The sequence below is a fragment of the Achromobacter arsenitoxydans SY8 genome, assembly GCF_000236785.1.
In the GTDB taxonomy this organism is placed as follows: domain Bacteria; phylum Pseudomonadota; class Gammaproteobacteria; order Burkholderiales; family Burkholderiaceae_B; genus Achromobacter; species Achromobacter arsenitoxydans.
On sequence record NZ_AGUF01000005.1, the window covers coordinates 1 to 24953 of the forward strand.

The following is a 24953-nucleotide window of genomic DNA, read 5'->3' on the forward strand; positions in this document are numbered from 1 at the left end:
GAAGCGCCTTTCGGCACCACTTACTGCTGCAGCTGATTTCTCAACTGCTTAGCAGCTATCGAAACTTCAGGGTAAACCCTAATTTTTCGGCAACCGCCAAGCCCTCTACTATAACACAACTTTTGCAGATTATGCAACCGGTTTCTGCCTGATTTGCATCCCATCTTGCAACCCGCTCATCCCGCAAGCGAACCTGAAATCAGGCGTTGGTTACCGCACAGGTGGCTGGAAAATTTACTTCGGGAAAACCCGAAATCGTCATCACCAACCAAGCCCAAGACTATAGCACAATTTTTGCGGATTGTGCAACTGGCTTCTGCCTAATTTGCCCCAACCTCTGCAATAACCGCGCCGCTTTCATTTCTGATCGCTTTAGCGGCAGGCTGTGCGGGAAACCCGATCAACCTGTTGCACCTGCTTGGCTTCGCGGTTCAGAACTGCTTGAACTGCGAAGGAGCGAGACTATAGCACAGAAATTTCGCGCGTGTCGCCGGCATGACACCCTTTTTGCAGAAATATGAATTTTTTCGGGGACGCCCCCCCCCCGGTTACTGCGCGTCAATCTTCATTTTCAACGCCGAAAAACCTTCATTGCTCCCTCTTGCTCCCTCCCGTCGCCAACCCTTCCGACTGTGCCCACCTTCGCCCTCCGCCCTCTGTATATATAGGCAGCGCTCCCGCAGCACTCCCATTCCTTCCTTCTCTCTCCCTCTATACCTCTATATATAGGCAGCCAAGCGTGGAGGCGGTCACAGCCGCAGTTCTGTCGTCTCCTTGATCTGCTGCAGGGCGAAGAAGGACCTCATGTCCACCACGGCCGGATGGCGCATCAGCGTGTCCATCGCGAACCGGGAGAAATGCGCCAGGTCCGCCACCTGTATACGAAGCAGGTAGTCCATGTCGCCGGACATGGCATAGCACTCGACGACCTCAGGCCACAGTTGTACATCGCGCGCGAAGTCGCTCATGGGCGCGTGACTGGATCCGCTGTGCTTGTTCAGGCGGATGTTCACGTAGGCGAGCAGGCCCAGCCCAACCTTGCCGGCGTCGATGAGCGCGACATATTTCTTGATGAAGCCCTGCTCTTCCAGACGGCGTACGCGGCGCAGGCAGGGGCTGGGCGACAGGGATACGCGGTCGGCCAGTTCCTGGTTGCTCAGGCGCCCGTCGCGCTGCAGCTCAGCCAAAATCCTTAGATCTGTCCTGTCCAGCTCAATTGCAGACATTTTCAACCCCATATATTTGGTTCACGGCAATATTATTGCTCAATGCAAGCCGTTTTGCGCCATGTTTGCAATTGTCTGCCCGACCTTCCTACCTACAATCTCCGTCTAGACTTGAAGAACAAGTCGTCCTCTAAAACGATGCAAGGGAGCAGACTTATGAGCAGCGCATTCCAACCCTGGGACAACCCGATGGGCACCGCCGGGTTCGAGTTCATTGAATATGCCGCGCCGGACCCCGCCGCGCTGCGCAAGGTGTTTGAGCTGTTGGGCTTCAAGGCCATCGCCAAGCACCGCCACAAGGACGTCACCCTGTACCGCCAGGGCGGCGTGAATTTCCTGATCAACGCCGAACCCGACTCCTTCGCCCAGCGCTTTGCGCGCCTGCATGGCCCGTCGATCTGTGCGATTGGTTTCCGCGTGCAGGACGCCAACGCCGCCTACAAGCGCGCGCTGGAACTGGGCGCATGGGGTTTCGATTCCCACAGCGGTCCGATGGAGCTGAATATCCCGGCGATCAAGGGCATCGGAGATTCGCTGATTTACCTGGTCGACCGCTGGGCAGGCAAGGAAGGCCATGGCGGCATCGGCGACATCAGCATCTACGACGTGGATTTCATACCGATGGATCCGGCCAATGCACAGACCGATGTGGAATGGCGCGGCGCCGGGCTGACCGTGGTGGACCACCTTACGCACAACGTGCACAAGGGCCGCATGGCGGAATGGTCGGAGTTCTATGAACGGCTGTTCAACTTCCGGGAAGTCCGCTACTTCGACATCGAAGGCAAGGTCACCGGCGTGAAGTCCAAGGCGATGACGTCGCCTTGCGGCAATATCCGCATTCCTATCAATGAGGAAGGCACCGAGGAGAAGGGCCAGATCCAGGAGTATCTGGACCTTTACCGCGGCGAAGGAATTCAGCACATCGCCATGGCGACGAAAGACATCTACGCCACGATCGAAGCGTTGCGCGAGACGGGCGTGGTGTTCCTGGATACGCCGGAAACCTACTATGAACTGCTGGACCGCCGACTGCCGAATCACGGCGAAGACGTAGCGCGCCTGCAGAAGAATCGCATCCTGCTGGACGGCGCACCCGGCGGCGGCCTGCTGCTGCAGATTTTCACCGAGAACCAGATCGGTCCGATCTTTTTTGAAATCATCCAGCGCAAGGGCAATGATGGTTTCGGCGAAGGCAACTTCAAGGCGCTGTTCGAATCTATCGAATTGGACCAGATGCGTCGCGGTGTGCTGAAGACCGTGGAATAACGGACTTCCCCCCCAGCGCGCGTTGCTGCTGCAGCGGCGCCGGCTTTAAAGCCCCACCTAAACAGGTGGGGCTTTTTTTGTGCCGCCCGGAATGGGCCGGCTTAGCGCTTAAGACGGTCTTGGAACTGCTTGCGGAACTTGGCCACCTTGGGTGCAATCACGAACTGGCAATAACCTTGCTCCGGATGCAAAGCAAAGTAGTTGCTGTGATAGTCCTCGGCTTGCCAGAACCGTGCGGGTTCAAGCAGCTTGGTGACGATAGGCGCATCATAGACCTGCTGGGACTCGACTTCGGCAATGACCGCTTCCGCCTGCTGGCGCTGCGATTCGTTCTGCCAGAAAATCGCCGATTCATACTGCGGGCCGATATCGTTGCCCTGGCGGCCCGGCGTAGTGGGATCGTGGGTAGCGAAGAACACGCGCAGCAGATCGCTGAACGAGAGTTCAGCCGGGTCGAATTCGATGCGCGCGACTTCGATGTGGCCCGTGTCCTTGCCGCAAACCTGCTCGTAGCTGGGGTTGTCCACATGGCCGCCGCTGTAGCCGGGCAACACGCTCTTGACGCCGCGCAGATCGGCAAATACTGCTTCGACGCACCAGAAGCAACCGCCGCCCAAGACGGCGACTTCATTGCTCGGAGATGGTTGTTCTGCCATGACGATTCCTTCCTGATAGACGGCCGCTCTGCGCGCGGCCGGCGCCCCCGGGCAAATGCCGGGGCATGAATTAAGGCTACTGCTTTGGCGGCGCGAGCGACAAGATCCATTCGGACAGGGCGCGGGCGTCTTCGGGGGTGACGTGGGTCTGGGCAGGCATGGGCACTGCGCCCCAAGCGCCACGCCCGCCGCCGCGTATCTTGCCCGCAAGGTAATCCACCATGGCGTCGCCCTGCCCCGCATACCGTTCCGCCACACTCTTCAAAGGCGGCCCGACCCGTTTGGATTCCACCTGATGACAGGCCATGCAGGCCTTGTTCTTGGCCAGGTCCAGGCCAGTGGTTTGCGCGTAGGCCGCACCAGCGCCCAGGACGCCAGCAACGGCCATCAACAGACTAATCTTCAAATGCATCGGTTACTGCCCCACGGCTCGCGGTGCTGGCGAGCTTGCCGAACTTGGCAAGCACACCGCGTGTATAACGCGGCTTGGGCTGGACCCAGGCCTGGCGACGAGCCGCCATGTCTTCGTCGCTGATGTTGAGCTGCAGCAGCAGCTTGTGGGCATCGATGGTAACCGAATCGCCCTCTTGAATCAGCGCAATGGGGCCGCCGACAAAGGCTTCCGGCGCGACATGGCCCACCACCATTCCCCAGGTGCCGCCCGAGAAGCGGCCGTCGGTGATCAGCCCCACCGTTTCACCCAGCCCCTGCCCCACCAGCGCGGACGTGGGCGCGAGCATCTCGCGCATTCCGGGTCCGCCCTTGGGACCTTCATAGCGGATGACCACCACGTCGCCGTCGCGAATCTGCTGGGCCATGATGGCCGTCATGGCGTCGTCCTCGGAATCGAATACGCGCGCGGGCCCCGTGATGACAGGATTCTTCAGGCCGGTGATCTTGGCGACGCAACCTTCGGGCGACAGGTTGCCCTTCAGGATCGCGAGGTGCCCCTGGGGATAGAGCGCTCCGGTTATGGGCATGATGACGTCCTGGTCCGAGCGCGGTGCATCAGGCACGTCGGCCAGGGTTTCAGCGATGGTCTTGCCCGTAATGGTGATGCAGTCGCCATGCAGCAGGCCGGCGTTGAGCAGCAGCTTCATGACTTGCGGTATGCCGCCCGCGCGATGCAGGTCGGTGGCAACGTACTTGCCCGACGGCTTCAGGTCGCACAGCACCGGCACGCGCTTGCGGATGCGTTCGAAGTCGTCGATGGTCCAGGGCACTTCGGCGGCGTGCGCGATGGCCAGGAAGTGCAGCACCGCGTTGGTGGACCCACCGGTGGCCATGATGACGGACACCGCATTTTCTATGGACTCGCGCGTGATGATGTCGCGCGGACGCAGATTGCGTCTTACCGCGTCCACCAGCACCCGGGCCGATTCCGCGGCCGACGTGACTTTTTCCTCATCTTCGTTGGCCATCGTGCTGGAGTACGGCAGGCTCATGCCCATGGCTTCGAAGGCGGAGCTCATGGTGTTGGCGGTGTACATGCCGCCACAGGAACCCGAACCCGGTATCGCGCACTTTTCGATCTGCTTGAAGTCGGCCTCGGGCATGCGCCCCATTGTGTATTCGCCCACGGCCTCGAACACGGACACGATGGTGAGATCGTTGCCCTTGTAGCGGCCCGGCTTGATGGTACCGCCGTACACATAGATGCCCGGGACGTTGGTCCGCGCCAGGGCGATCATGCCGCCAGGCATGTTCTTGTCGCAGCCGCCGATAACGACGACGCCATCCATCCACTGGCCTTGCGCGGCGGTTTCGATGCAGTCCGCGATGACTTCGCGCGACACGAGCGAGTACTTCATGCCTTCGGTGCCCATAGACATGCCATCGGAGATGGTGGGCGTGCCGAACACCTGGGGATTGGCGCTGGAGGCGCGTATGGCGTCGATGGCTGCGTCGGCCAGCTTCTGCAGGCCGCTATTACAGGGCGTGATCGTGGAGTGGCCATTGGCCACGCCGATCATTGGGTTGTCGAAGTCGGCTTCTTTGTAGCCCAGCGCGTAATACATGGCGCGGTTGGGCGCGCGCGCGACGCCTTGGGTGATATGACGGGAACGTTCGTTGTGCGGCATGGTCTGTGTCTCCTGTCGGCCATCGGGGCGCGGACATGGCGGACGCCCCCGGGGGAAGCTGGCTCGCTTGCATGCGAATCTGCAGTGCTCGCCGGTTATTATCATTCAACTTTATTGTGTCGGGCAGAACATGCTGCAATATCCAAAATTCGACCCCATCGCCCTGCAGATCGGACCGCTGGCCATCCACTGGTACGGACTGATGTACTTGGCGGGCTTCGCGCTGGTGTATCTGCTGGGCCGCAGCCGCATCAAGAGCGGCCATACGACATCGCTCAATGTGCGCGATCTGGAAGACCTGATCTTCTATAGCGTGCTGGGCGTGGTGCTGGGGGGCCGGCTGGGCTATGTGCTGTTCTACAAGCCGGCCTACTACCTGGCGAACCCGCTTGAAGTGCTGTACCTCTGGCAAGGCGGCATGTCGTTTCACGGCGGGCTGATCGGCGTGATCCTGGTGATGCTGCTATTCGCGCGCAAGAAGGGTCTGCCGTTCTTTGCGGTCAGCGACTTCATTGCGCCGCTGATCCCCCTGGGGCTGGGATTTGGCCGCCTGGGCAACTTCATCAATGGGGAACTGTGGGGCCGGCCGACGGACGTGCCGTGGGCCATGGTGTTTCCCGACAGCGGCGACGGGCTGGCGCGCCATCCTTCGCAGCTTTATGAGCTGGGCCTGGAAGGCATCGTGCTGTTTGCGCTGCTGTGGTGGTTTTCCAGCAAGCCGCGCCCGCTGGGCCAGGTTAGCGGGCTGTTCCTGATGGGCTATGGAACGTTCCGCTTCCTGGTGGAATTCACCCGCGAGCCTGACAACTTCCTGGGGCTGCTCGCGGGCGGACTGAGCATGGGACAGTGGCTGTCCCTGCCGATGGTGGCGCTCGGCGCCATCATGTTCAGCCTTACTGCAAAACGATCGTCCCGTTGACCGCGACGCTGACCGTCACGTTCCCTGCTTCCAGGGGAACGTTGGCGGCGCTGAAGCTGGAGGCGTCCTTGGCCATGGCTGCGCCCATCATGCGCGGCATCGGCGTCGGCCCCCCGGCGCCGCCGAGTTCCAGTTTGGAAAGGCGGTAGCCCGAAAAGCCGAAGGCATTGGCGGCGGCCAATGCGCGATCCTTGAAGGCCTGCGCGGCTTCTTTCAGCAGCTTGCGTTCCTCGGCCTCACGCGCGGCCGGCGACAGCGAGAAGCTGATGTTGGAAATCGCGGTCTTGTCGGACAGCTTGGAAGCCAGCGCGGCCGCGGCCGCGAAGTCCTTTGATTCAAGCACGATTTCGCCCTGGCCGCGCCAGGAAGATATCTTTCCCTTGTTGTTCATGTTGGGCCAGACGTTGAAGCCGCTGGTGCGCACTTCGACGTCTTTGGTGCCGCGCGCGCGTTTGACGACGTCTTCGAGCGCGGCCGTCAGCTTCTGGCCAGCGGCCGGCTGATCCGGCGCGTCGACTTCCGCCGACAGAGAAATGCGCACCGTGTCCTGCTTGACTTCGGAAGAGGCCATGGCTTGCAGGGTCAGCTCCGGGGAGCGGTTCGCGGCCGGCTCGGTCGCGGGCGCCGAGGCCGGCGCCTGGGACTGCGCGTAAACGGGCTGAGCAGCGGCGATGGCGGCCACGGCTGCGCACGCTGCACCAAGCTTGGTCAGCGAAAAGACTGAGTGTTTGAACATGGACTGGTCCTAGGAGGGAGGACGGAGAGGAGTTGCCGAGGCGCCCGGTGCGGACCTGCTCTTTTGGCAGGCCCGCTGGGATAGATGCCCCGCCTGTGCCGTCAAGGCCGGCATCTCGAACCCTGAGGTTCAAGGTGGTCGCGTTCCGTAGAGCATCGGGTTCGTCTGCGAGAGACAATCACTCCAGCTCTGCACTCCCGCAACCAATATGCCAAAAAGACATAGGTTCAGAGAATGTATGGCCTAGTCACGAACACGGCAGGGACAAACTGAAAATACTTGATTACTGCTTATGAACGTTAGAGCAGTTTTTCCTGACCCGACAAGGCGTCATCGAGTACTGCGTTCATGTCCTCAATTCTACGCTTGAAGTCGCCGACCGCCAAACCGCCCAATGGACCATCGGGGGCTTTCATGGCGAGCAGCTCGCCGGCGATCTGCAGCGCGGCCATCACGGCGATGCGTTCATTGCTGGAGACCTTGCCCGTGCCCTGGATGCGCAGCATGAGCTGATCCACGTGGCGCACGGCGGCCAGCAGCGTGGGCTTTTCTTCGGTCGAGCACGCCAGCGAATAGTCGCGGCCGAGGATCGATACGTCTACACGTTCCATCAGTGTTGATCTCCGGACGGTGCCCCCGGCAGGCGGGCAAGCACGGCGTCAATGCGCTCGCGGGCCGAAGCGGCGGCCACGCGCAAGCGCTGTAGTTCGGTGTCGCGGGTTTGCAGGCTGCCTTGCAGCTCGGTTTCCCTGGCGGAGAACCGCGATTCAAGCGCCTGGCGCTCGGCGGTCTCGCGTGCGAGCTGCTCGCGCAATTCGGCTTCGGCTTGCTGGGCCTGCTGAAGCATGGCGCTGACCGCGCCATCATGATCCTGAAGCTTGCTTTGCAGCGTGACGACCTCGGCCTCTCGGTCTGCGGCGCGCTGCTTGAGCACACGTTGCTCAGCTTCGAAGTCATTCAGGCGCTGACGCAACGCGTCACGCTCGGCGTGGAGTTGGCGGGTGCGTTGCACCAGTTGCCCGATTCGGGCAGCGAGTTGGTCTAGATCTTGCAGCATGGGCGCTATCGTAAACCATCCTGGGTTGGACCGGGCCTCTTCACGCAAGGTGAGAAACCCGGCAATATTCAGTAGGAAATATGGGTGGGATTTGGCGGCGCGAAGATTACCGGCTCTTAGCCCCCCTGAAAAGTCCCATCCGCCGAAACTGCCTCATCCGGCTGATCCGGCTTTCGCCTTTCTTTCTATAAACTTTCACTTAGCTTTCAAAAAGCCCTCAATCTTCCCGCCCCGTTACAAATCGGGATCGGGAGTTCCCCAATTCTAGGGAAAACCCCAGGCTTTCACAGAGCTTACAGGGTTTGCAGCGTGGCAGGCGTCCATTACCATTCGGCCTTTCAAGAATCCACGCCGTCGCTTTCAGAATAACTAATGGCACCCCGAAGTGCCTTTTTTGTGCCTGTCACTCGCCTTTCGGCGGGTTCCATCCGGCTACAAACCTCTTTTATCTACATGCTGTAAACAGGAGCCAACCAATCATGCAGCTACGCAATCGACAGGACTTCTGGTCGGGGGTGATGTTCATCGCCCTCGGACTGGGATTCGCCTGGCAGGCCAGCAGCTACCAAATGGGTACTGCTGCCCGAATGGGCCCAGGGTATTTTCCTTTCTGGCTAGGCATCGTTCTCGCGTTGCTGGGCGCCATCGTGTTGCTTGGATCGCTGTCCAAGAAAGCGCACGAAACTCACGTCGACAGGTTCGACTGGCGCATCGTCTTCCTGGTGGTGGGCTCGGTTGTGCTCTATGGCCTGGTTCTCAAGCTGTTGGGCGTCTACATCTCGGTGTTCATGCTGGTCGTCATCAGCAGCCTTGCCAGCCATGAATTCAACCTGAAGGTCGCCGTCGCCAACGGCATCTTCCTGGTGGTGTTCACGTACCTGGCATTCATCAAGGGGCTGGGGCTGATTTTCCCGCTGTGGCCGTCGTTTCTGGGCATGAACTGAGGAGCAATCGGCCATGGAATTGTTTGACAACCTGTTGATGGGTTTCACGGTGGCGTTCACGCCCGAGAACCTGGTGTACGCACTGCTGGGCTGCATCCTGGGTACGCTGATCGGCGTGCTGCCGGGTATCGGCCCCGTGCCGACCATCGCAATGCTGCTTCCGATCACGTACGTGCTGCCCCCGGTGGCCGGCCTGATCATGCTGGCAGGCATTTACTACGGCGCCCAATATGGCGGCTCCACGACGGCGATTCTTGTGGCGCTGCCAGGAGAAACGTCCGCGGTGGTGACCGTGCTGGACGGTCACCAGATGGCCCGCAACGGCCGGGCTGGCGCCGCGCTGGCAATCGCCGCGCTGGGCTCGTTCTTCGCCGGTTGCGTCGCTACGCTGCTGCTGGCCGCTTTCGCGCCTCCGCTGGCTGAAGTCGCCTTCAAGTTCGGCCCCGCCGAGTACTTCTCGCTGATGTGCCTGGGCCTGGTTGGCGCCGTGGTGCTGGCTTCGGGCTCGCTGCCCAAGGCGATCTCGATGATCATCCTGGGCCTGCTGCTGGGCATGGTCGGCACCGACGTCAATTCTGGTGTCGCCCGCTTCGACTTCGGCGTGCCGGAACTGCAAGACGGCATCGACTTCGCTATCGTGGCCATGGGCGTGTTCGGCTTCGCCGAAATCATGACCAACCTCGAGCAGAAGGAAAACCGCGTCGACATCACCGACAAGATCGGCACGCTGTACCCGAACAAGCAAGAGTTCAAGGAAGCCGCTCCCGCCGTGCTGCGTGGCACGGCGCTGGGTTCGGCCCTGGGCATCCTGCCGGGCGGCGGCGCGGTGCTGTCGTCGTTCGCGTCGTACACGCTGGAAAAGAAGATCTCGAAGAATCCGGAACGCTTCGGCAAGGGCCACCCGGCCGGCCTGGCGGGCCCGGAATCGGCGAACAACGCTGCAGCCCAGACTTCGTTCATCCCGCTGCTGACGCTGGGTATTCCCGGCAATGCCGTGATGGCGCTGATGGTCGGCGCGATGACGATCCACAACATCCAGCCCGGCCCGCAAGTCATGACGAGCCACCCGGAGCTGTTCTGGGGCCTGATCGCCTCGATGTGGATCGGCAACCTGATGCTGGTGGTGCTGAACCTGCCGCTGATCGGCCTGTGGGTCAAGCTGCTGAAGGTGCCCTACCGCATCCTGTTCCCCGCGATTCTGGTGTTCTGCACGATCGGTGTGTATTCGCTTAACTACAACCCGTTCGACATCTTCATGACCGCCATGTTCGGTGTCGTCGGCTACGTGTGGTCCAAGCTGAAGTGCGAAGGCGCCCCGCTGCTGCTGGGTCTGGTGCTGGGTCCCATGATGGAAGAAAACTTCCGCCGTGCCCTGCTGCTGTCGCGCGGCGACTTCTCCACCTTCGTCACGCGTCCGCTGTCGGCTACCCTGCTGGCGATCGCCGTCTTCCTGGTGATCCTGGTGGCGCTGCCCGCCATCCGCAAGAAGCGCGAAGAGACCTTCGTCGAAGAAGACTAAAGGCGCCGCGCCGCCGCAAGGCGGAGGTTACGCCGCAAAAACCCCGGGCTTTGTCCCGGGGTTTTTCTTTGCTCGCGGGCAATGGATTGAGGGGTGCAATGAATACAATTAATTACACCGAGAAACCAATCGTACATGACTGGAATCATCTACGTTAAGCTACGGGTTTACCCCACGCGATGATTCGACATGAATTTCGACTGGAAGAATCCCTACCCCACCACCCGCACGCCCGTCTTTGCCCGCAATGTGGTCGCCACGTCTCAGCCGCTGGCTGCCCAGGCGGGGCTGCGGATTCTGGCCCAGGGCGGCAACGCGGTCGACGCGGCCATCGCCGCGGCGTCCACGCTGACTCTTACCGAGCCCGTCAGTAACGGCCTGGGCTCTGATTGCTTCGCCATCGTGTGGGACGGCTCGAAGCTGCATGGCCTGAATGCGTCGGGCACGGCGCCCGCCGCCTGGAATGTGGATTACTTCCGGCGCAAACACCAGGGCGCGATTCCCACGCGTGGATGGGACAGCGTGACCGTCCCCGGCTGCGTTGCCGGCTGGGCCGCCCTGCATGAAAAGCTGGGCCGCCTGTCCTTTGCCGACATCCTGGCTCCCGCGATCGAATACGCGGAACGCGGCTATGCGATATCGCCGATGGTCCATGAAAAATGGGCAGCGCAAGCCGACATCCTGCAGCCCTTGCCCGGGTTCGCGCAGCACTTCCTGCCGCGCGGCCGCGCCCCGCACATCGGCGAGCATTTTGTCCTGCAGGGCGCTGCAGCCACACTGAAGCGCATTGCGGCCAGCGGCGGACGGGACTTCTACGAAGGCGAGACGGCGCACAAGCTGGTGGCGCACGCCCAGGCGCACGACGCGGCCCTGACGCTGGCGGACTTGCGGGACTACGCGCCGGAATGGGTCACGCCCATCGGGCAGTCGTACCGCGGGCATACGCTGCACCAGATTCCCCCCAATGGCCAGGGCATCGCGGCCCTGATCGCGCTGGGCATCCTGCAGAATTTCGACCTGGCTGCCCGGCCGGTCGACCATCCCGATACGCAGCACCTGCTGATCGAGGCGATGAAGCTGGCGTTTGCCGACGTCTACGCGCACGTGGCCGACGCGCGCCACATGCGGATGCCGCCCGAGCACATGCTCAGGGCCGACTACCTGGCCGAACGCGCGCGGCTGATCGACCCGCGCAAGGCCCAGGCTTTTGCGTCCGGCCATGCGCCGCAGGGCGGCACGGTCTACCTGACCGCCGCGGATAAAAACGGGATGATGGTCAGCTTCATCCAGTCCAACTACATGGGCTTCGGCTCCGGCGTCGTGGTGCCCGGCACTGGCGTCAGCCTGCAGAACCGCGGGCACTGCTTTAGCACGAATCCCGACCACCCCAATGTGGTCGCGGGCGGCAAGCGGCCCTTCCACACCATCATTCCCGGCTTCCTGATGCGCGACGGGGCTCCCGTCATGAGCTTCGGCGTCATGGGCGGCAATATGCAGCCGCAGGGCCAGGTGCAGACGCTGGTGCGCATGCTGGATTATGGCCAGCAGCCGCAGGCCGCGTGCGACGCGCCCCGCTGGAAGTGGAACCAGGGGCTGGAGGTCGACCTGGAGGCGTCTGTCGCCCCGTCGCTGGCGCAAGGACTGCGCGACCGCGGCCATGTGCTGCAGGGTCTGGACGACCCCTACATGGACTTTGGATCGGGCCAGTTCATCTGGCGCCTCGGAGACCCGGCCGTTGACGGCTACGTGAGCGCCAGCGACAGCCGGCGAGATGGACTCGCCGCGGGCTTTTGATTGCGTTAAGGTTGTGTCCTTGAGCCAGACCTTACCTTTCTAGAGCGGAGTCCATTGCATGGCAACGATCGGTACCAAGAGCTACGACGCAGTCGTGGCCCAGAAAGTCGCTTTCCTCGGATTGGGCGTGATGGGCCTGCCCATGGCCGGCCATCTCGCGCGCGCCGGCCACGACGTGACGGTCTATAACCGGACACCGGCCAAGGCCCTGGCCTGGGTCGCCGAGTTCGGCGGCCGCAACGCAGCCACTCCTCGCGAAGCCGTTGCCGGCGCCCAGATCGTCTTTGCCTGCGTCGGCAACGACGACGATCTGCGCAGCGTCGTGCTGGGACCGGACGGCGCGTTTGCTGGCATGGCGCCGGGCGCCGTGTTTGTCGACCACACGACCGCTTCCGCGGACGTGGCGCGCGAACTCCATGCGCAAGCCAAGGACCTCGGCCTGAATTTCGTGGACGCGCCCGTGTCGGGCGGCCAGGCGGGCGCCGTCAATGGCGTGCTGACCATCATGTGCGGCGGCGAACAGGCGGTGTTCGACGCCATCAAGCCGGTCGCGCAATGCTTCGGCCGCGCGGTCACGCTGGTGGGTCCCCCGGGCGCCGGCCAACTGGCCAAGATGGTCAACCAGATCTGCATCGCCGGCATCGTCCAGGGCTTGTCCGAAGCCATCGCGTTCGGCCAGGCGGCCGATCTGGACATGAAGCTGGTGCTCGACGTGATCAGCAAGGGTGCGGCGCAAAGCTGGCAGATGGAGAACCGCGGCGGCACCATGGTCGACGACAAGTTCGAATTCGGTTTCGCGGTCGACTGGATGCGCAAAGACCTGGGCCTGGTGCTGGCCGAGGCGCGCAACAACGGCGCCCGCCTGCCCTTGACCGCCCTGGTGGACCAGTTTTATGGAGACGTCCAGAAACTGGGCGGCGGACGCTGGGACACGTCCAGCCTGATCAAGCGCCTGCGCGACTGACGCCGTCCGACAGAATGAAAAAAAGGCGAGCCTTGCGGCTCGCCTTTTTCTTTGTCTGCGCGTCGTCCGGATGGCTTACGCCGCAAGGCTGGCTGGTCCGGCGACCGGCAGCAGCGCGTCGATGCGTTGGCGGGCCTGGGCCAGGCCTTCGAGCGCGGCCACTTCACCCATGGCCATGCCTTCAGCGGCGACGAAGGTCACGTCGGTCATGCCCAGGAAGGCCAGCATCTGGCGCAGGTAGGGCGTCAGCGTATCCGAAGGCGTGCCTTCGGCCTTGCCGCCGCGAGCCGTCAGGACGAACACTTGCTTGTCCTTGACGAGGCCCTCGGGCACGCCTTCCGACGTATAACGGAAAGTGACCCCTGCACGGGCCAGGTGGTCGAGATAGCTCTTGAACTGCGCGGGCAGGTTGAAGTTGTACACGGGCACGGCGAAGACGATGCGGTCCGCTTCCATCAGTTCGGCCACCAGGGTGTCGCTCAGCTCGACAATGCGCTGCTGCTCAATGGTGCGCGCTTCGGGCGGGGTGAACAAAGCGCCCGCGGTGTTGCCGTCGAAGTAGGGGATGGGCTGCGCGCCGATGTCGCGGACCTTGATGGCGGCGGCCGGATTGGATTCCTTGACGCGCGCAATCAGGTGGTCCGCCAATTGCTTGCTGTTGGAACGGTCGCCGAGAATCGAGGAAAGGATAACGAGGGTCTTCATTGCAAAATCTCCAGTGATTGCCCGAGCCGATCGAGCTGTCAGGCCCTGCCAGCGCCGCGCCCCGCAGGATTGCCGGGCCAGGCTTGCCGCCGCGGCGGCGTTGGCAGATGCCGAATGCATGGCGTCACTGTAGACGGGTTAATTAGATACATAAATACGGGTATGATGAACTGTACGTTCCAAACATAGAACAATCATGCAAGATCTCAACGACCTCTACTATTTCTCCCAAGTCGTCGAACAAGGCGGCTTCAGCGCGGCGGCAAGAGCGCTGGACATCCCGAAATCCCGCCTGTCCCGGCGGATTTCGCATCTGGAGGAAAGCCTGGGCGTGCGGCTCTTGCAGCGCACCACGCGCCGGCTGCGCCTGACCTCGGCGGGCGAGCGCTACCTGCACTACTGCCGGGAGATGGCGGCCTCTGCGCGCGCTGCGGACGACGCCATGCGGCAATTGCAGTCCGAACCCACGGGCCCGGTGATCGTCAGTTGCCCGGTTTCCATCGCGCAGGACGTGCTGGCCCCGCTGCTGCCGGAATTCCTGGACGCGTGGCCCGCCGTTTCAGTGCAATTGCTGGTGACGAACCGGCGGGTGGACCTGATTCGCGAGGGCGTGGACCTGGCGCTGCGAGTGCGCACCAAGCTGGACACGGACGCGGAACTGGTTGTGCGGCACCTGGGCACCGCGCGCGGCACGCTGGTAGCCAGCCCAGGATACCTGCAGCGCCACGGCGCGCCGGACACGCCGCAGGATCTGGCCTCGCACACCACGCTCAGCTTCAGCGACCCGCAGAACGAGGTGCGCTGGCCGCTGCGCAACGACAAGGGTGAAGAAGTGCACATCGAACTCAAGCCGCAGCTGTCATGCAACGACTTCATCGTGCTGACCGAAGCGGCCGTGCGCGGCCGCGGCATCGCCCTGCTGCCGTCGATCGCGACGCAGGAGGAATTGCGCCGCGGTCAGCTCGTGCCGGTGCTGCCGCAATGGCAGTCGCCGGAGGGCATCGTGCATTGCATCTATCCGTCGCGGCGGGGCATGATGCCCGCCGTGCGCACGCTGCTGGACTTCCTGTCCCAGCGCCTGCCGACGATGTACCAGCGGCTGGAGAAGGCGACGGCGACGGCGCCGGCGGCTCAATAGCCGCGCGTGCGCTCCACCACGCCGGTGATGGGTTCGCCGCGCAGCAGCTGCGCGACCTTGCCCGCGATCTGTTCGATGCTTTCGTCGCGCAGCGTGCGCGCCGCGATGTGCGGCGTGACGTGGACGCGCGGATCGCGCCAGAACGGATGGTCCTTGGGCAACGGCTCGGTCTGGAAGACATCCAGCGTGGCGCCCGCGATCTCGCCTTCTTCGAGCATCTGCACCAGATCGTCTTCGACCAGGTGCTCGCCGCGGCCCACATTGACCAGGTGCGCATCGGGCAGGAGCCGCGACAGGGTTTCGCGGTTGAGAATGCCTTGCGTGTCCGGCGTCAGCGGCAACACGTTCACGAGGAAGCGCGTGCGCGCCAGGAAGGCTGGCAAGGCCGCTTCGCCTGCGAAGGACTCCACGCCGGGAATCTCGCGCGGCGAACGCGACCATCCCGCAACCGGATAGCCGAATTCGGCCAGGGTGCGGGCGACGCGCGCCCCCACTTGTCCCAGGCCGAGCACGCCGACAGGCCAGTCCGCCTGCCGCGTGCCTTCGCGGGTATCCCAGTGCTGGCGCGCCTGGGCGTGGTCGAAGGCTTCGAAATCGCGCGAGACGCGCAGCAGGGCGTACAGCGCGTACTCGGCCATCTGCACCGACATGCCGGCGTCTTCCAGGCGGACGATGCGCACGTGCGCCGGGATCTCGGGCATCTTCAGCAAGGCGTCGACGCCCGCGCCCAGGTTGAACAGGGTCTGCAGGCTGGTTTCATGCGTGAAGAGTTCCGCGGGCGGACGCCACACCAGGGCGACGTCGGCGCCCGAGGCGGGACCTTTCGGATCCCAGACCGAAATGCGGCAACCGGGCATGGCGGCCTCAAGGCGAGGCACCCAGGCGTCGGGATCGTGATGGGGGCAGGCAAAGAGAATATGCATGGTGGCAGCGCGTGCGAGCAACGAAAACCACAAGCATGAGGGATGAGGCGGCACAAATCAAACGGCCCGGCATGAAGCCGGGCCGCGATTGGCGCTATACGCGGAAGCCTGATCAGGCCGTCTGCGGCACCTGGGGCTTGTTCTTGCCCTTGTTGCGGCGCAGGAAGGCCCAGACCTGCAGTGCGATCAGCAAGGCGCTGGCGCCGATGAACCAGGCGCTGATTGGACGCTCGATGAACACCCCCAGGTCGCCGCGCGACAACAGCAGCGCGCGGCGGAAGTTCTCTTCGACCATGGGCCCGAGCACGAAGCCCAGCAGGATGGGCGCCACCGAGAATTCCAGCGTCATGAGGATCGCGCCGATGACGCCGAAGGCCAGCACTTCCCAGATCTGGAAGAGACTGTTCTGCGTGCTGAACACGCCCACCGCGATGAAGAACAGCGCGGACGGGAACAGGTAGCGGTACGGCACCTGCAGCAGCTTGACCCACACGCCGATCAACGGCACGTTCAGCACCATCAGCAGCACGTTGCCCACCCAGAAACTGGCGATCAGCCCCCAGAAGATGTCTGGATGCTCAGTGATCAGCTGCGGGCCCGGCTGGATGCCCTGGATCAGCAGCGCGCCCAGGATCAGCGCCATCACGGCATCGCCGGGGATGCCCAGGCTCATCGTCGGAATGAAGTCGACCTGCGTCTTGGAGTGCGAAGAGGCTTCCGGCGACGCCACGCCGGCGATCATGCCGGTGCCGAACTTTTCAGGCGTCTTGGATATCTTGCGTTCGAGCGCGTAGGCCACGAACGTCGTGATCGTGGGACCGGTGCCGGGCATGGCGCCGAACAGCGTGCCGACGGCGGTGCCGCGCACCATGGGCCAGAACGCGGTCTTCAATTCCTGCTTGCTGGGCCGCATGTCGCGCAGGCTCAGCTTGGCGCCGCTGCCGATGATGGTCATGCGGTTCACGCTCATCAGGAAGTCGGCCACGCCAAACAGGCCCATCGAGATTGCCACGAGTTCCAGGCCGTCGGACAGGTCCAGCAGGCCGAACGAGAAGCGGATGGTGCCCGTATTCACGTCAGTGCCCACCACGCCGCACATCAGGCCGAACAAGGTCATGGCCACACCCTTGAGCGGCGACCCGCGCGACATCGTGGCGCCCGCGAGCAGACCCAGCAGCATGATCGAGAAGATCTCGGTCGGGCCGAACTTGAACGCCACTTCGACCAGCAGGGGCGAAGCGAAGATCATGACGATGATGCCGACCGAGGCCGCGAAGAACGAGCAGATCATCGTAATGCCCAGCGCCGTCCCTCCCTTGCCCTGCTTGGTCAATGGATAGCCGTCCAGGCACGTGACCGCGTGCGGGGGATGCGAAGGCAGGTTGAGCAGAATCGCGCCGATGGCGCCGCCGTACTGCGAGCCATAGAAGATGCCGGCCAGCATCAGGATGGCGGGCACCGGCTGCATGACATAGGTCAGCGGCAGCAGGATCGAAATGGCCGACAGCGCGCCCATCCCGGGCAGCACGCCGATGAGGTTGCCCACCAGCACGCCGAAGAACGACCACATCAGGTTGTGCCACTGGAACGCGACGCCGAAGCCGTACCAGAGGTCTACCAGAGCTTGAGAAATCATGGCGCATCAACCCCAGCGAAACAGCGGAAGCTGCAACTGCAGCGCCCACCAGAAGACAACGACCGCGATCGCGGACATGGCGATCGACAGCAGGATTGCCTGCTTGATCGTGTTTTTGCGGTCGCCCAGCGCCGAGATGAAGACGATGGCGAACGTGGCGGGCAGCAGGCCGCCGTAATGGCCCAGCAGCAGGAAGGCCAGGATCCCAAGCAGGATGCAGACGCTGCCGCGGATGTCGGGCATGCCGGTCGGGTGACCTTCGGCCGGCGCGGGGGCCGCGGGTTCGGCCGAGCGCGCAGACATGGCGATCAGCACGCCGGTCAGCGCCAGCAGTCCTCCTAGCGCCGCGGGAAAGAAGCCCGGGCCCATGTGGCTGAGGGTGCCGATGTGATAGTCGGTGCCGCCGTAGATCGCCCCCAACCCGATCAGGACCATCAGGGCGCCGCCGTAATAGTCCTTTCTGTTGATTGTTTTTTGCACTTCCATCCTCCTTCCTGGTGCGGGACCGTGCCGGCCCTTGATGCGCCGCCCGGAACGAGCGCCGCCCGGCCCTTGACGACAGGCCGGAGGGCAGATTACGGAAGGAAGCTGCTAATCCGCTTTCTGCGCGCTGTCGCGTTCCTGAATCCGGGGGTTATCCCTGATCGGCAGCGGCAACAGGCGCGAAATTGTGGAATGCGGAATGAAAGCGGGCGGACTATTGGTCGCCCTTGAGCTCGACGTCGGCCGGGCGGGGATACTGCGAGACTGTGGGCGCGAGCGGCAGCCACAGCACGGAAGCCAGGCCGACGCCGCCCTGGCCATTGGCCTCGCCGTCGCGCAGTTCGATGTCGCCGTCGTTGCGCCTGGCATAAGCCCGCGCAATGCCCAGCCCCAAGCCTGAACCCGAGGAGGCAACCGGCTTGTCCGTGCCCACGCGCTCGAAGCGCGTGAAGGCGCGCACGCGCAGGACGGGGTCCAGGCCCGGCCCGTTGTCGGACACGGCGACCTCGACACGGTTTTCCACCCGGCAGACGGACACCGTGATGCGCGCGCCGACGGGCGCGTAGTGGATCGCGTTGTGCACCAGGTTCGATAGCGCCTCGTGCAGTTCGGCTTCGTTGCCCGAGACCGGCACGGACGTTTCCTGGCCCGCTTCGGAATCCGCCTGCACCCACCCCAGGTCCTGCTGCTTTTCGTGGGCCAGCGGCAGGTACTGCAGCACGACCTCGCGCGAGACTGCGTTCATGTCCAGCAGTTGGCGCGGAAGCGGATCGGCCTGGTTCGCGTGGGCCAGCGAGAGCAGCTGTTCGGTCAGCCGGCGCGTGCGCCCCAATTGGTCCACGATGGCTCGCAGCCCCTCGCGGGCGCGGGCGGGATCGCGTTCGCGCAGGGTGTACTGCGCCTGGGTCAGCATGATGGCCAGCGGCGTGCGCAACTGATGGGAGGCGTCCGCCAGGAAGTGCGATTGCTCGTCCAGCACCCGCCGGTAGCGGGCGATGTGGTGATTGACGGCTTCGACCAGCGGCGCGACTTCGCTGGGCACGCGCGAGGCGTCCAGCGGCGTCAGGTCGTCGGGCCGGCGTCCGCGGATGTCGGCCTGCAGCCGCCTGAGCGGCTTCAGCGCCCATGACACGCCCCACCAGACCAGCACCACGACCAGCGCCAGCATGCGCGCATCGCGCAGGATTTCCTGGCGCCGCGCGTTGTTCTCGGCTTCGATGCGCTTGCCGGTGCTTTCGGCCACCACTACGAGCACCTGGCGGTGCTGGCCCTGGTAATAGAGATCGCGCACGACGGATACGACTCGCACCGGATCATTGCGGTACACGCTGTCGTAGAAGATGGGCTGGCCATTGGAGCGGGGCCAGGAGGGAGGCCTGGGCATTTCCGGCATGCCCAGGAGCGTCTTGCCTTGCCCCGCGGGCACGGGTGCGCCATCCGGCAGGGGCGGGTCGATTTCCTCGATGCGGAAATACTTGCGCAGGCCAGCGCGGGACTCCAGCATGACCTGCGCGTACAGGGGCGTGGCCACCTGCAGATTGCCTTCCGGGGTGAATTCCAGGCTGCTTTCCAGCACGCGGGCGGGCTCCACCAGCGCGCTGTCGTAGGCTTCGTTGGTGATCTCCGCCAGGGTGCGGTAGTCGTTCAGGCTGTCGATGACCAGCAGCACCACCACGCCGGGCAGCAGCAGGATGATCAGCAGCGCGCGGATGCCGACACGCGGCAGTCCCGGTATCCGCAGGCTCACTTAGGATTCCGCGGACTCGCTGGCGACGCTTTCCAGCATGTAGCCCAGCCCGCGCACGGTGACGATGCGCACGTCGCTGCCGGCCAGCTTCTTGCGCAGGCGGTGCAGCACGACCTCGATGGCGTCGGGGTTGGCCTCGCTGTCATGCGTGAAGACCTTGCCGAACAATTGCGACTTGTCCACGGGATAGCCGCTGCGGGTCAGCAGCGCCGCCAGGGCCGCGTGTTCGCGCGGCGTCAGGAACAGCAGCGAGCCGTCCAGCGTGAAGGCGCGGCTTTCGCTGTCGTAGGACAGGGAGCCGCACTGCAGGCGCGGATGCTGGCGGCCGCGGCTGCGGCGCACCAGCGCGGTCAGGCGCGCCTCGAGCTCTTCAAGCGCGAAGGGCTTGGTCAGGAAATCGTCCGCCCCCAGGTTCAGCCCGCGCACCCGGTCCTGCAGCGCGCCCTGGGCGGTCAGCAGCAGGACGGGCGTGCGGTCGTCGCGGTTGCGCATTTCGCGCAGGACGACCAGCCCGTGCTTGTCGGGCAGGCGCAGGTCCATGACGATGGCGTCGTATTCCGTGCCCGCCATGAAAGCTTCGGCCGTGCGGGCGTCCGCCGCGTGGTCGGGCACGAATCCACTCTGGGCGAGCGCGCGCATCAGCCAGGACGCCATGTCCCGTTCGTCTTCAACCAGCAATATGCGCATGACCGTCCGTTCCTTCGGGCAAATTCTCTGCTGCCCGCTGACCATGCACACGCTGACGCAGGTAGCGGGTTTCGTGATGACGCCGAAAGAGGATAGCCGACAACTCGTTCAACGCCTGGGTATAGACGTCTCGCTTGAACTCGATGACGGCATCCAGCGGAACCCAGTACTGGCTCCAGCGCCAGGCGTCGAATTCCGGATGCTGCGTCGCGCGCAAGCAAACATCACTGTCACGTCCCACCAGGCGCAACAAGAACCAAATCTGTTTTTGTCCTTTATAGTGGCCGCGCCACTCACGCCGGACAAAGTGATCGGGCACGTTATAACGTAACCAATCGCGTGTACGCCCCAAAATACGGACATGCTCGGGCTTCAGGCCCACCTCTTCATGGAGTTCGCGATACATGGCCTGCACCGGGCTTTCGCCATACTTGATGCCGCCCTGGGGGAACTGCCATGCATGTTCCCTGATACGCTTGCCCCAAAAGACCTCGTTTCTAGTGTTGACGAGAATGATGCCGACATTGGGGCGGTAGCCTTCGCGGTCAAGCATGGGCCACCCCCACCGAATTCAATACAATTACAGTCGATTATACGTATCTGCTGCCACCTTTAAACATGCGCGCATCCAACTACCATATCAATACCCTCAAAGAAGCCCCGTCCGAAGCCGAGGTCGCCAGCCACCAGCTGATGACCCGCGCCGGGATGATCCGCAAGCTTGCGGGCGGCATCTACACCTACATGCCCCTGGGCCTGAAGATCATCCGCAAGGTCGAGGCCATCGTCCGGGACGAAATGAACGCCGCGGGCGCCATTGAGCTGCTGATGCCGGTGGTCCAGCCCGCCGAGCTCTGGCAGGAGTCGGGCCGCTGGGAGCAGTACGGCGCGGAACTGCTGCGCATCAAGGACCGGCACCAGCGCGATTTCGTGCTGCAGCCCACGTCCGAGGAAGTCATCACGGATATCGCCCGCAACGAGATCCACAGCTACCGCCAGCTGCCGCTGAACTTCTATCACATTCAGACCAAGTTCCGGGACGAGCGCCGCCCCCGCTTCGGGCTGATGCGCGGCCGCGAATTCACCATGAAGGACGCCTACTCCTTCGACCGCGACGAAGCCGGCGCCCAGCGCAGCTACGACATCATGTTCGACGCCTACATGCGCATCTTCGGCCGCCTTGGCCTGGAGTTCCGCGCAGTGGCGGCCGACACGGGTTCCATCGGCGGCACGCGCAGCCACGAATTCCAGGTCATCGCCGACACGGGTGAAGACCTGCTGGTCTACAACGCGGAATCGGACTACGCCGCCAACATCGAGCTGGCCGAAGCCGCCTGCCTGTACCCGACCCGCGCCGCGGCCGCCCAGGCCATGGAAGACGTGGCGACGCCGGGCGCCGCCAAGTGCGAGGATGTGGCCAAGCTGCTGGGCATTCCCCTGGAAAGCACGATCAAGTCCATCGTCCTGGCCACCGACGGCGAAAAGGGCAAGGTCGACATCTGGCTGCTGCTCCTGCGCGGCGACCACGAACTGAACGAGATCAAGGCCGGCAAGCTGCCCGGCCTTGCCGGCTTCCGTTTCGCCACGGAAACCGAGATCGTCGAACACTTCGGCTGCAAGCCCGGCTACCTGGGCCCGGTCAAGACGGCCAAGCCCGTCCACGTGATCGCAGACCGCACGGTCGCCAACATGGCCGACTTTGTCTGCGGCGCCAACCGCGAAGATTTCCACACCCGCGGCGTGAACTGGGGCCGTGACCTGCCCGAGCCCGAGCTCGTGGCCGACCTGCGCAACGTCGTCGCGGGCGATCCCTCGCCGGACGGCAAGGGCACGCTGTCCATCCAGCGCGGCATTGAAGTGGGCCACGTGTTCTACCTGGGCAAGAAGTACTCGGAAGCCCTGAAGGCCACGTTCCTGGACGAAACGGGCAAGCCCGCCGTCCTGGAGATGGGTTGCTACGGCATTGGCGTGACCCGCATCGTGGGCGCCGCCATCGAACAGAACCACGACGCGCGCGGCATCATCTGGCCCCGCGCGATCGCGCCGTTCGAGGTCGTGATCTGCCCGGTGGGCTGGGGCAAAAGTGAAACGGTGCGTGACACCGCCCAGAAACTCTATGAATCCCTGCTGGCGCGCGGCGTGGACGTCATGCTGGACGACCGCGATGCCCGTCCCGGCGTCATGTTCGCCGAGTGGGAATTGATCGGCGCGCCGCTGCGTGTAACAGTTGGAGAACGCGGCCTGAACGACGGTGTGGTGGAATTGCAGGCCCGTCGGGAAACCGAAGCGGCCAAGATTCCGGTAGAGTCCGCGCTTGAAGCGGTGCTGACGAAACTCGACACCCTGTAAACCCTATAGCAACTACGGACTTCCCGCGTCCCGACCCGCACTATTCCTTTATCCGTATCGTGACCGATCCGAAGTCCCCCGAGTCCACCCTCCAAGTCCGTGTCTACTACGAAGACACGGATGCGGGCGGGGTGGTTTTCTACGCCAACTATTTGAAATTCCTGGAGCGCGCCCGCACCGAGTGGCTGCGCGATCTGGGAGTCAACCAGTCCGGACTGGCCGCCAGCGAACAGCGCCTTTTCGTTGTCCGCGCGCTGGACATGTCCTACCGCAAACCGGCCAGGCTGGACGATTTGCTTACCATACGCAGCCGAGTCACCAAACTGGGCCGCGCTTCGATACACTTCGCGCAGCGCGCGGAGCGCAACGGGGAACTGCTTGCCGAAGGCAACATCCAAGTCTGTTGCGTCGATGCCATCCACATGCGGCCGGCGGAGTTGCCGGCCGACATCCGCGCAAAACTGGAATTCATTCAGGAATAACCATGCAAGTCACCAACGACATGTCGTTGCTTTCGCTGATTTCGCACGCCAGCGTGCCGGTCCAGCTGATCATGCTGATGCTGTTGGGCATCTCGATCATGTCCTGGACCTACATCTTCGCCAAGCGGATGGCGATCAAGCGCGCCCATGACCAGACGCGCCGCTTCGAAGACGACTTCTGGTCGGGCGGCGACCTGTCCATGCTGCAGCAGGCCGTGGCCTCGCGCCGCGACGAACAGGGCGCCCTCGCCCGCATCTTCGATGCCGGCATGACCGAATTCCTGAAGGCCCGCCGCGGCAATGCCGGCGGCGACGCTACGGCCTTGCTGGACGGCCCGCGCCGCGCCATGCGCGCCGCCTACCAGCGCGAAATGGATGCGCTGGAATCGCACCTGAACTTCCTGGCGTCCGCCGGTTCTGTGTCCCCCTATATCGGCCTGCTGGGCACGGTCTGGGGGATCATGCACGCGTTCATCGGCCTGTCGAACATGCAGCAGGCCACGCTGGCCTCGGTGGCCCCCGGCATCGCCGAAGCCCTGATCGCCACGGCCATCGGCCTGTTCGCCGCCATCCCGGCCGTGGTCGCCTACAACCGCTTCACGAACGACATCGACCGTATCTCGATCCGCTTTGACAGTTTCGTCGATGAGTTCCTGAACATTCTGCAACGGCAGGTGCGCTAATGCCCTCGGTAAGCTCACGCGGCAGGTCCGGCCGCCGCATGAAGGCCGACATCAACGTGGTGCCGTACATCGACGTGATGCTGGTGCTGCTGGTCATCTTCATGGTGACCGCACCCCTCATCACACCGGGCCTGATCCAGCTGCCGTCGGTTGGCGCCGCCTCCGACGTCCCCGTCAAGCCCCTGGAAGTCCAGATTTCGGAAGACGGCAAGATCGCGCTGCGGATGCGCGAACCCGGCGCAACCATGCAGGACATCGCGCGCACCGAACTGGTGGCGCAAGTGCGCTCGCGCATTACCGCGGAAACGCCGGTGGTCATCGCCGCCGACGGCAAGGTGCCCTACGAGACGGTCGTGAAGGTCATGGACGAGCTGCGCACCAACGGCATCACCCGCCTGGGCCTGCTGGTGGACCAATCCGCCGGCGGCAACCAGCCCGCACCCGCCAAGAAACGCTAACGCGCCGCCTTCCGCCGGCCCGGCCGGCATGCACCGCACATGACGCCACCCATAATTCGACACCGCAGCGGCCCGCCGGCCACCCCGCCCAACAACGACAACCGGAATTCGCTGATTCTGGCCGTGGCGGTGCACCTGCTGCTGCTGGTCGCCCTGATCTTTGGCGTGAACTGGCGCACCGAGAACCCTGGCCCCGTCCAGGTGGAACTCTGGGCGGACGGCAATTCGCCCGTCTCGCCCCCGCCCACGCCCCAGCCCGAACCTCCCAAGCCGCAGGCCAAGCCGCAGCCCCAACCCGAGCCCGAGCCCGAAAAGACGCCCGAGCCGCCTCCGCCGCCTCCTCCCCCACCCGAGCCCGAACCGCAGGTTCAGCCCAAGACCGAGGAAGTCGATCCCGAGATCGCCATCCAGGAAGCCAAGAAGAAGCGCGAGCAGGAAGAACAGGCGCGCCAGGCCGCCGAGGCCGCCAAGGAAAAGGCGCGTCTTGAAGAAGAGCG

25 protein-coding genes, 1 other RNA gene and 1 pseudogene are annotated in these 24953 nt (G+C 63.7%); 12 read left to right on the forward strand and 15 right to left on the reverse strand.

The window, feature by feature from the left end:
* Positions 1-749: 749 nt before the first annotated feature.
* Positions 750-1226 carry an Lrp/AsnC family transcriptional regulator gene (locus KYC_RS00835; RefSeq protein ID WP_008157825.1) on the reverse strand — a complete coding sequence of 159 codons (477 nt, stop codon included), beginning with the start codon at positions 1224-1226 and terminating at the stop codon, positions 750-752.
* Positions 1227-1382: 156 nt separating this feature from the next.
* Between KYC_RS00835 and hppD the strand changes: the two genes are divergently transcribed.
* Positions 1383-2495, forward strand: coding sequence for a 4-hydroxyphenylpyruvate dioxygenase (gene hppD / locus KYC_RS00840; RefSeq protein ID WP_008157826.1), 1113 nt, complete (start codon positions 1383-1385; stop codon positions 2493-2495).
* 101 nt (positions 2496-2596) lie between these two features.
* Here the strand turns inward: hppD and msrA are convergent, their stop codons facing one another.
* The 3 genes from msrA to ilvD form a co-directional block, all read right to left on the reverse strand.
* Positions 2597-3151 carry a peptide-methionine (S)-S-oxide reductase MsrA gene (msrA, locus tag KYC_RS00845; RefSeq protein ID WP_008157829.1) on the reverse strand — a complete coding sequence of 185 codons (555 nt, stop codon included), beginning with the start codon at positions 3149-3151 and terminating at the stop codon, positions 2597-2599.
* Between the two features lie 76 nt (positions 3152-3227).
* Positions 3228-3563, reverse strand: a complete 336-nt coding sequence (locus tag KYC_RS00850; RefSeq protein ID WP_043517204.1) for a c-type cytochrome — start codon at positions 3561-3563, stop codon at positions 3228-3230.
* Complete coding sequence (ilvD, locus tag KYC_RS00855; protein ID WP_008157833.1) at positions 3547-5232, reverse strand: dihydroxy-acid dehydratase; 1686 nt, start codon at positions 5230-5232, stop codon at positions 3547-3549. Before ilvD ends, KYC_RS00850 begins: the two co-directional genes overlap by 17 nt.
* Before the next feature lie 130 nt (positions 5233-5362).
* Here ilvD and lgt point away from each other — a divergent pair, with 130 nt between their 5' ends.
* Complete coding sequence (lgt, locus tag KYC_RS00860; RefSeq protein WP_008157835.1) at positions 5363-6151, forward strand: prolipoprotein diacylglyceryl transferase; 789 nt, start codon at positions 5363-5365, stop codon at positions 6149-6151.
* Here lgt and KYC_RS00865 read toward each other — a convergent pair.
* The 4 genes from KYC_RS00865 to KYC_RS00875 all read right to left on the reverse strand — a co-directional run bounded on the left by KYC_RS00865 (position 6126) and on the right by KYC_RS00875 (position 7944).
* Positions 6126-6887 carry an SIMPL domain-containing protein gene (locus tag KYC_RS00865; RefSeq protein ID WP_008157838.1) on the reverse strand — a complete coding sequence of 254 codons (762 nt, stop codon included), beginning with the start codon at positions 6885-6887 and terminating at the stop codon, positions 6126-6128. The two genes, lgt and KYC_RS00865, sit on opposite strands and share 26 nt — an antisense overlap.
* Positions 6888-6969: 82 nt before the next feature.
* A non-coding RNA gene (ssrS, locus tag KYC_RS28520) (6S RNA) lies at positions 6970-7155 on the reverse strand.
* Positions 7156-7186: 31 nt separating this feature from the next.
* Positions 7187-7498 (reverse strand): cell division protein ZapA, encoded by a 312-nt coding sequence (locus KYC_RS00870; protein WP_008157840.1) that lies wholly within the window; start codon positions 7496-7498, stop codon positions 7187-7189.
* Entirely contained in the window at positions 7498-7944 is a 447-nt protein-coding gene (locus tag KYC_RS00875) for a hypothetical protein (RefSeq protein WP_043517207.1), read from the reverse strand. The genes KYC_RS00870 and KYC_RS00875 overlap by 1 nt, the downstream gene beginning before the upstream one ends.
* A 479-nt stretch (positions 7945-8423) precedes the next feature.
* On the opposite strand from KYC_RS00875, the gene KYC_RS00880 reads away from it, so the two are divergent.
* The 4 genes from KYC_RS00880 (at position 8424) to KYC_RS00895 (ending at position 13165) form a co-directional block, all read left to right on the forward strand.
* Entirely contained in the window at positions 8424-8888 is a 465-nt protein-coding gene (locus tag KYC_RS00880) for a tripartite tricarboxylate transporter TctB family protein (RefSeq protein ID WP_008157845.1), read from the forward strand.
* Positions 8889-8901: 13 nt separating this feature from the next.
* Positions 8902-10407, forward strand: coding sequence for a tripartite tricarboxylate transporter permease (locus KYC_RS00885; RefSeq protein WP_008157847.1), 1506 nt, complete (start codon positions 8902-8904; stop codon positions 10405-10407).
* A 189-nt stretch (positions 10408-10596) separates the two neighbouring features.
* Entirely contained in the window at positions 10597-12201 is a 1605-nt protein-coding gene (locus KYC_RS00890; protein WP_008157849.1) for a gamma-glutamyltransferase family protein, read from the forward strand.
* Positions 12202-12259: 58 nt separating this feature from the next.
* A complete protein-coding gene (locus KYC_RS00895; protein ID WP_008157851.1) occupies positions 12260-13165 on the forward strand; it encodes an NAD(P)-dependent oxidoreductase in 906 nt (301 codons plus the stop codon).
* Positions 13166-13240: 75 nt separating this feature from the next.
* Here the strand turns inward: KYC_RS00895 and KYC_RS00900 are convergent, their stop codons facing one another.
* A complete protein-coding gene (locus tag KYC_RS00900; RefSeq protein WP_008157853.1) occupies positions 13241-13870 on the reverse strand; it encodes an FMN-dependent NADH-azoreductase in 630 nt (209 codons plus the stop codon).
* 196 nt (positions 13871-14066) lie between these two features.
* On the opposite strand from KYC_RS00900, the gene KYC_RS00905 reads away from it, so the two are divergent.
* Positions 14067-15008, forward strand: coding sequence for a LysR family transcriptional regulator (locus KYC_RS00905; protein WP_008157855.1), 942 nt, complete (start codon positions 14067-14069; stop codon positions 15006-15008).
* Here KYC_RS00905 and KYC_RS00910 read toward each other — a convergent pair.
* The 6 genes from KYC_RS00910 to KYC_RS00935 form a co-directional block, all read right to left on the reverse strand.
* Positions 15002-15931, reverse strand: coding sequence for a 2-hydroxyacid dehydrogenase (locus KYC_RS00910; protein WP_043517208.1), 930 nt, complete (start codon positions 15929-15931; stop codon positions 15002-15004). The genes KYC_RS00905 and KYC_RS00910 overlap by 7 nt on opposite strands.
* 112 nt (positions 15932-16043) lie before the next feature.
* Positions 16044-17567, reverse strand: a complete 1524-nt coding sequence (locus KYC_RS00915; protein ID WP_008157860.1) for a tripartite tricarboxylate transporter permease — start codon at positions 17565-17567, stop codon at positions 16044-16046.
* A gap of 6 nt (positions 17568-17573) precedes the next feature.
* Positions 17574-18053 carry a tripartite tricarboxylate transporter TctB family protein gene (locus tag KYC_RS00920; RefSeq protein ID WP_008157863.1) on the reverse strand — a complete coding sequence of 160 codons (480 nt, stop codon included), beginning with the start codon at positions 18051-18053 and terminating at the stop codon, positions 17574-17576.
* Between the two features lie 211 nt (positions 18054-18264).
* Positions 18265-19797: a sensor histidine kinase gene (locus tag KYC_RS00925; RefSeq protein ID WP_008157865.1), complete on the reverse strand. Its 1533-nt coding sequence runs from the start codon at positions 19795-19797 to the stop codon at positions 18265-18267.
* Positions 19798-20484 carry a response regulator gene (locus tag KYC_RS00930; RefSeq protein ID WP_008157866.1) on the reverse strand — a complete coding sequence of 229 codons (687 nt, stop codon included), beginning with the start codon at positions 20482-20484 and terminating at the stop codon, positions 19798-19800.
* Positions 20465-21037 (reverse strand): RNA pyrophosphohydrolase, encoded by a 573-nt coding sequence (locus tag KYC_RS00935; RefSeq protein ID WP_008157869.1) that lies wholly within the window; start codon positions 21035-21037, stop codon positions 20465-20467. Before KYC_RS00935 ends, KYC_RS00930 begins: the two co-directional genes overlap by 20 nt.
* Before the next feature lie 65 nt (positions 21038-21102).
* Between KYC_RS00935 and KYC_RS00940 the strand changes: the two genes are divergently transcribed.
* The 5 genes and pseudogenes from KYC_RS00940 to KYC_RS00960 all read left to right on the forward strand — a co-directional run.
* Positions 21103-22833 carry a proline--tRNA ligase gene (locus tag KYC_RS00940; protein ID WP_008157871.1) on the forward strand — a complete coding sequence of 577 codons (1731 nt, stop codon included), beginning with the start codon at positions 21103-21105 and terminating at the stop codon, positions 22831-22833.
* Positions 22834-22892: 59 nt separating this feature from the next.
* Entirely contained in the window at positions 22893-23315 is a 423-nt protein-coding gene (gene ybgC / locus KYC_RS00945; RefSeq protein WP_008157873.1) for a tol-pal system-associated acyl-CoA thioesterase, read from the forward strand.
* A gap of 2 nt (positions 23316-23317) precedes the next feature.
* A complete protein-coding gene (tolQ, locus tag KYC_RS00950; RefSeq protein WP_008157874.1) occupies positions 23318-23998 on the forward strand; it encodes a protein TolQ in 681 nt (226 codons plus the stop codon).
* Positions 23998-24456: a protein TolR gene (gene tolR, locus KYC_RS00955; RefSeq protein WP_008157876.1), complete on the forward strand. Its 459-nt coding sequence runs from the start codon at positions 23998-24000 to the stop codon at positions 24454-24456. Before tolQ ends, tolR begins: the two co-directional genes overlap by 1 nt.
* Positions 24457-24495: 39 nt before the next feature.
* Positions 24496-24953, forward strand: a pseudogene (locus KYC_RS00960) (cell envelope integrity protein TolA); the annotation flags it as partial.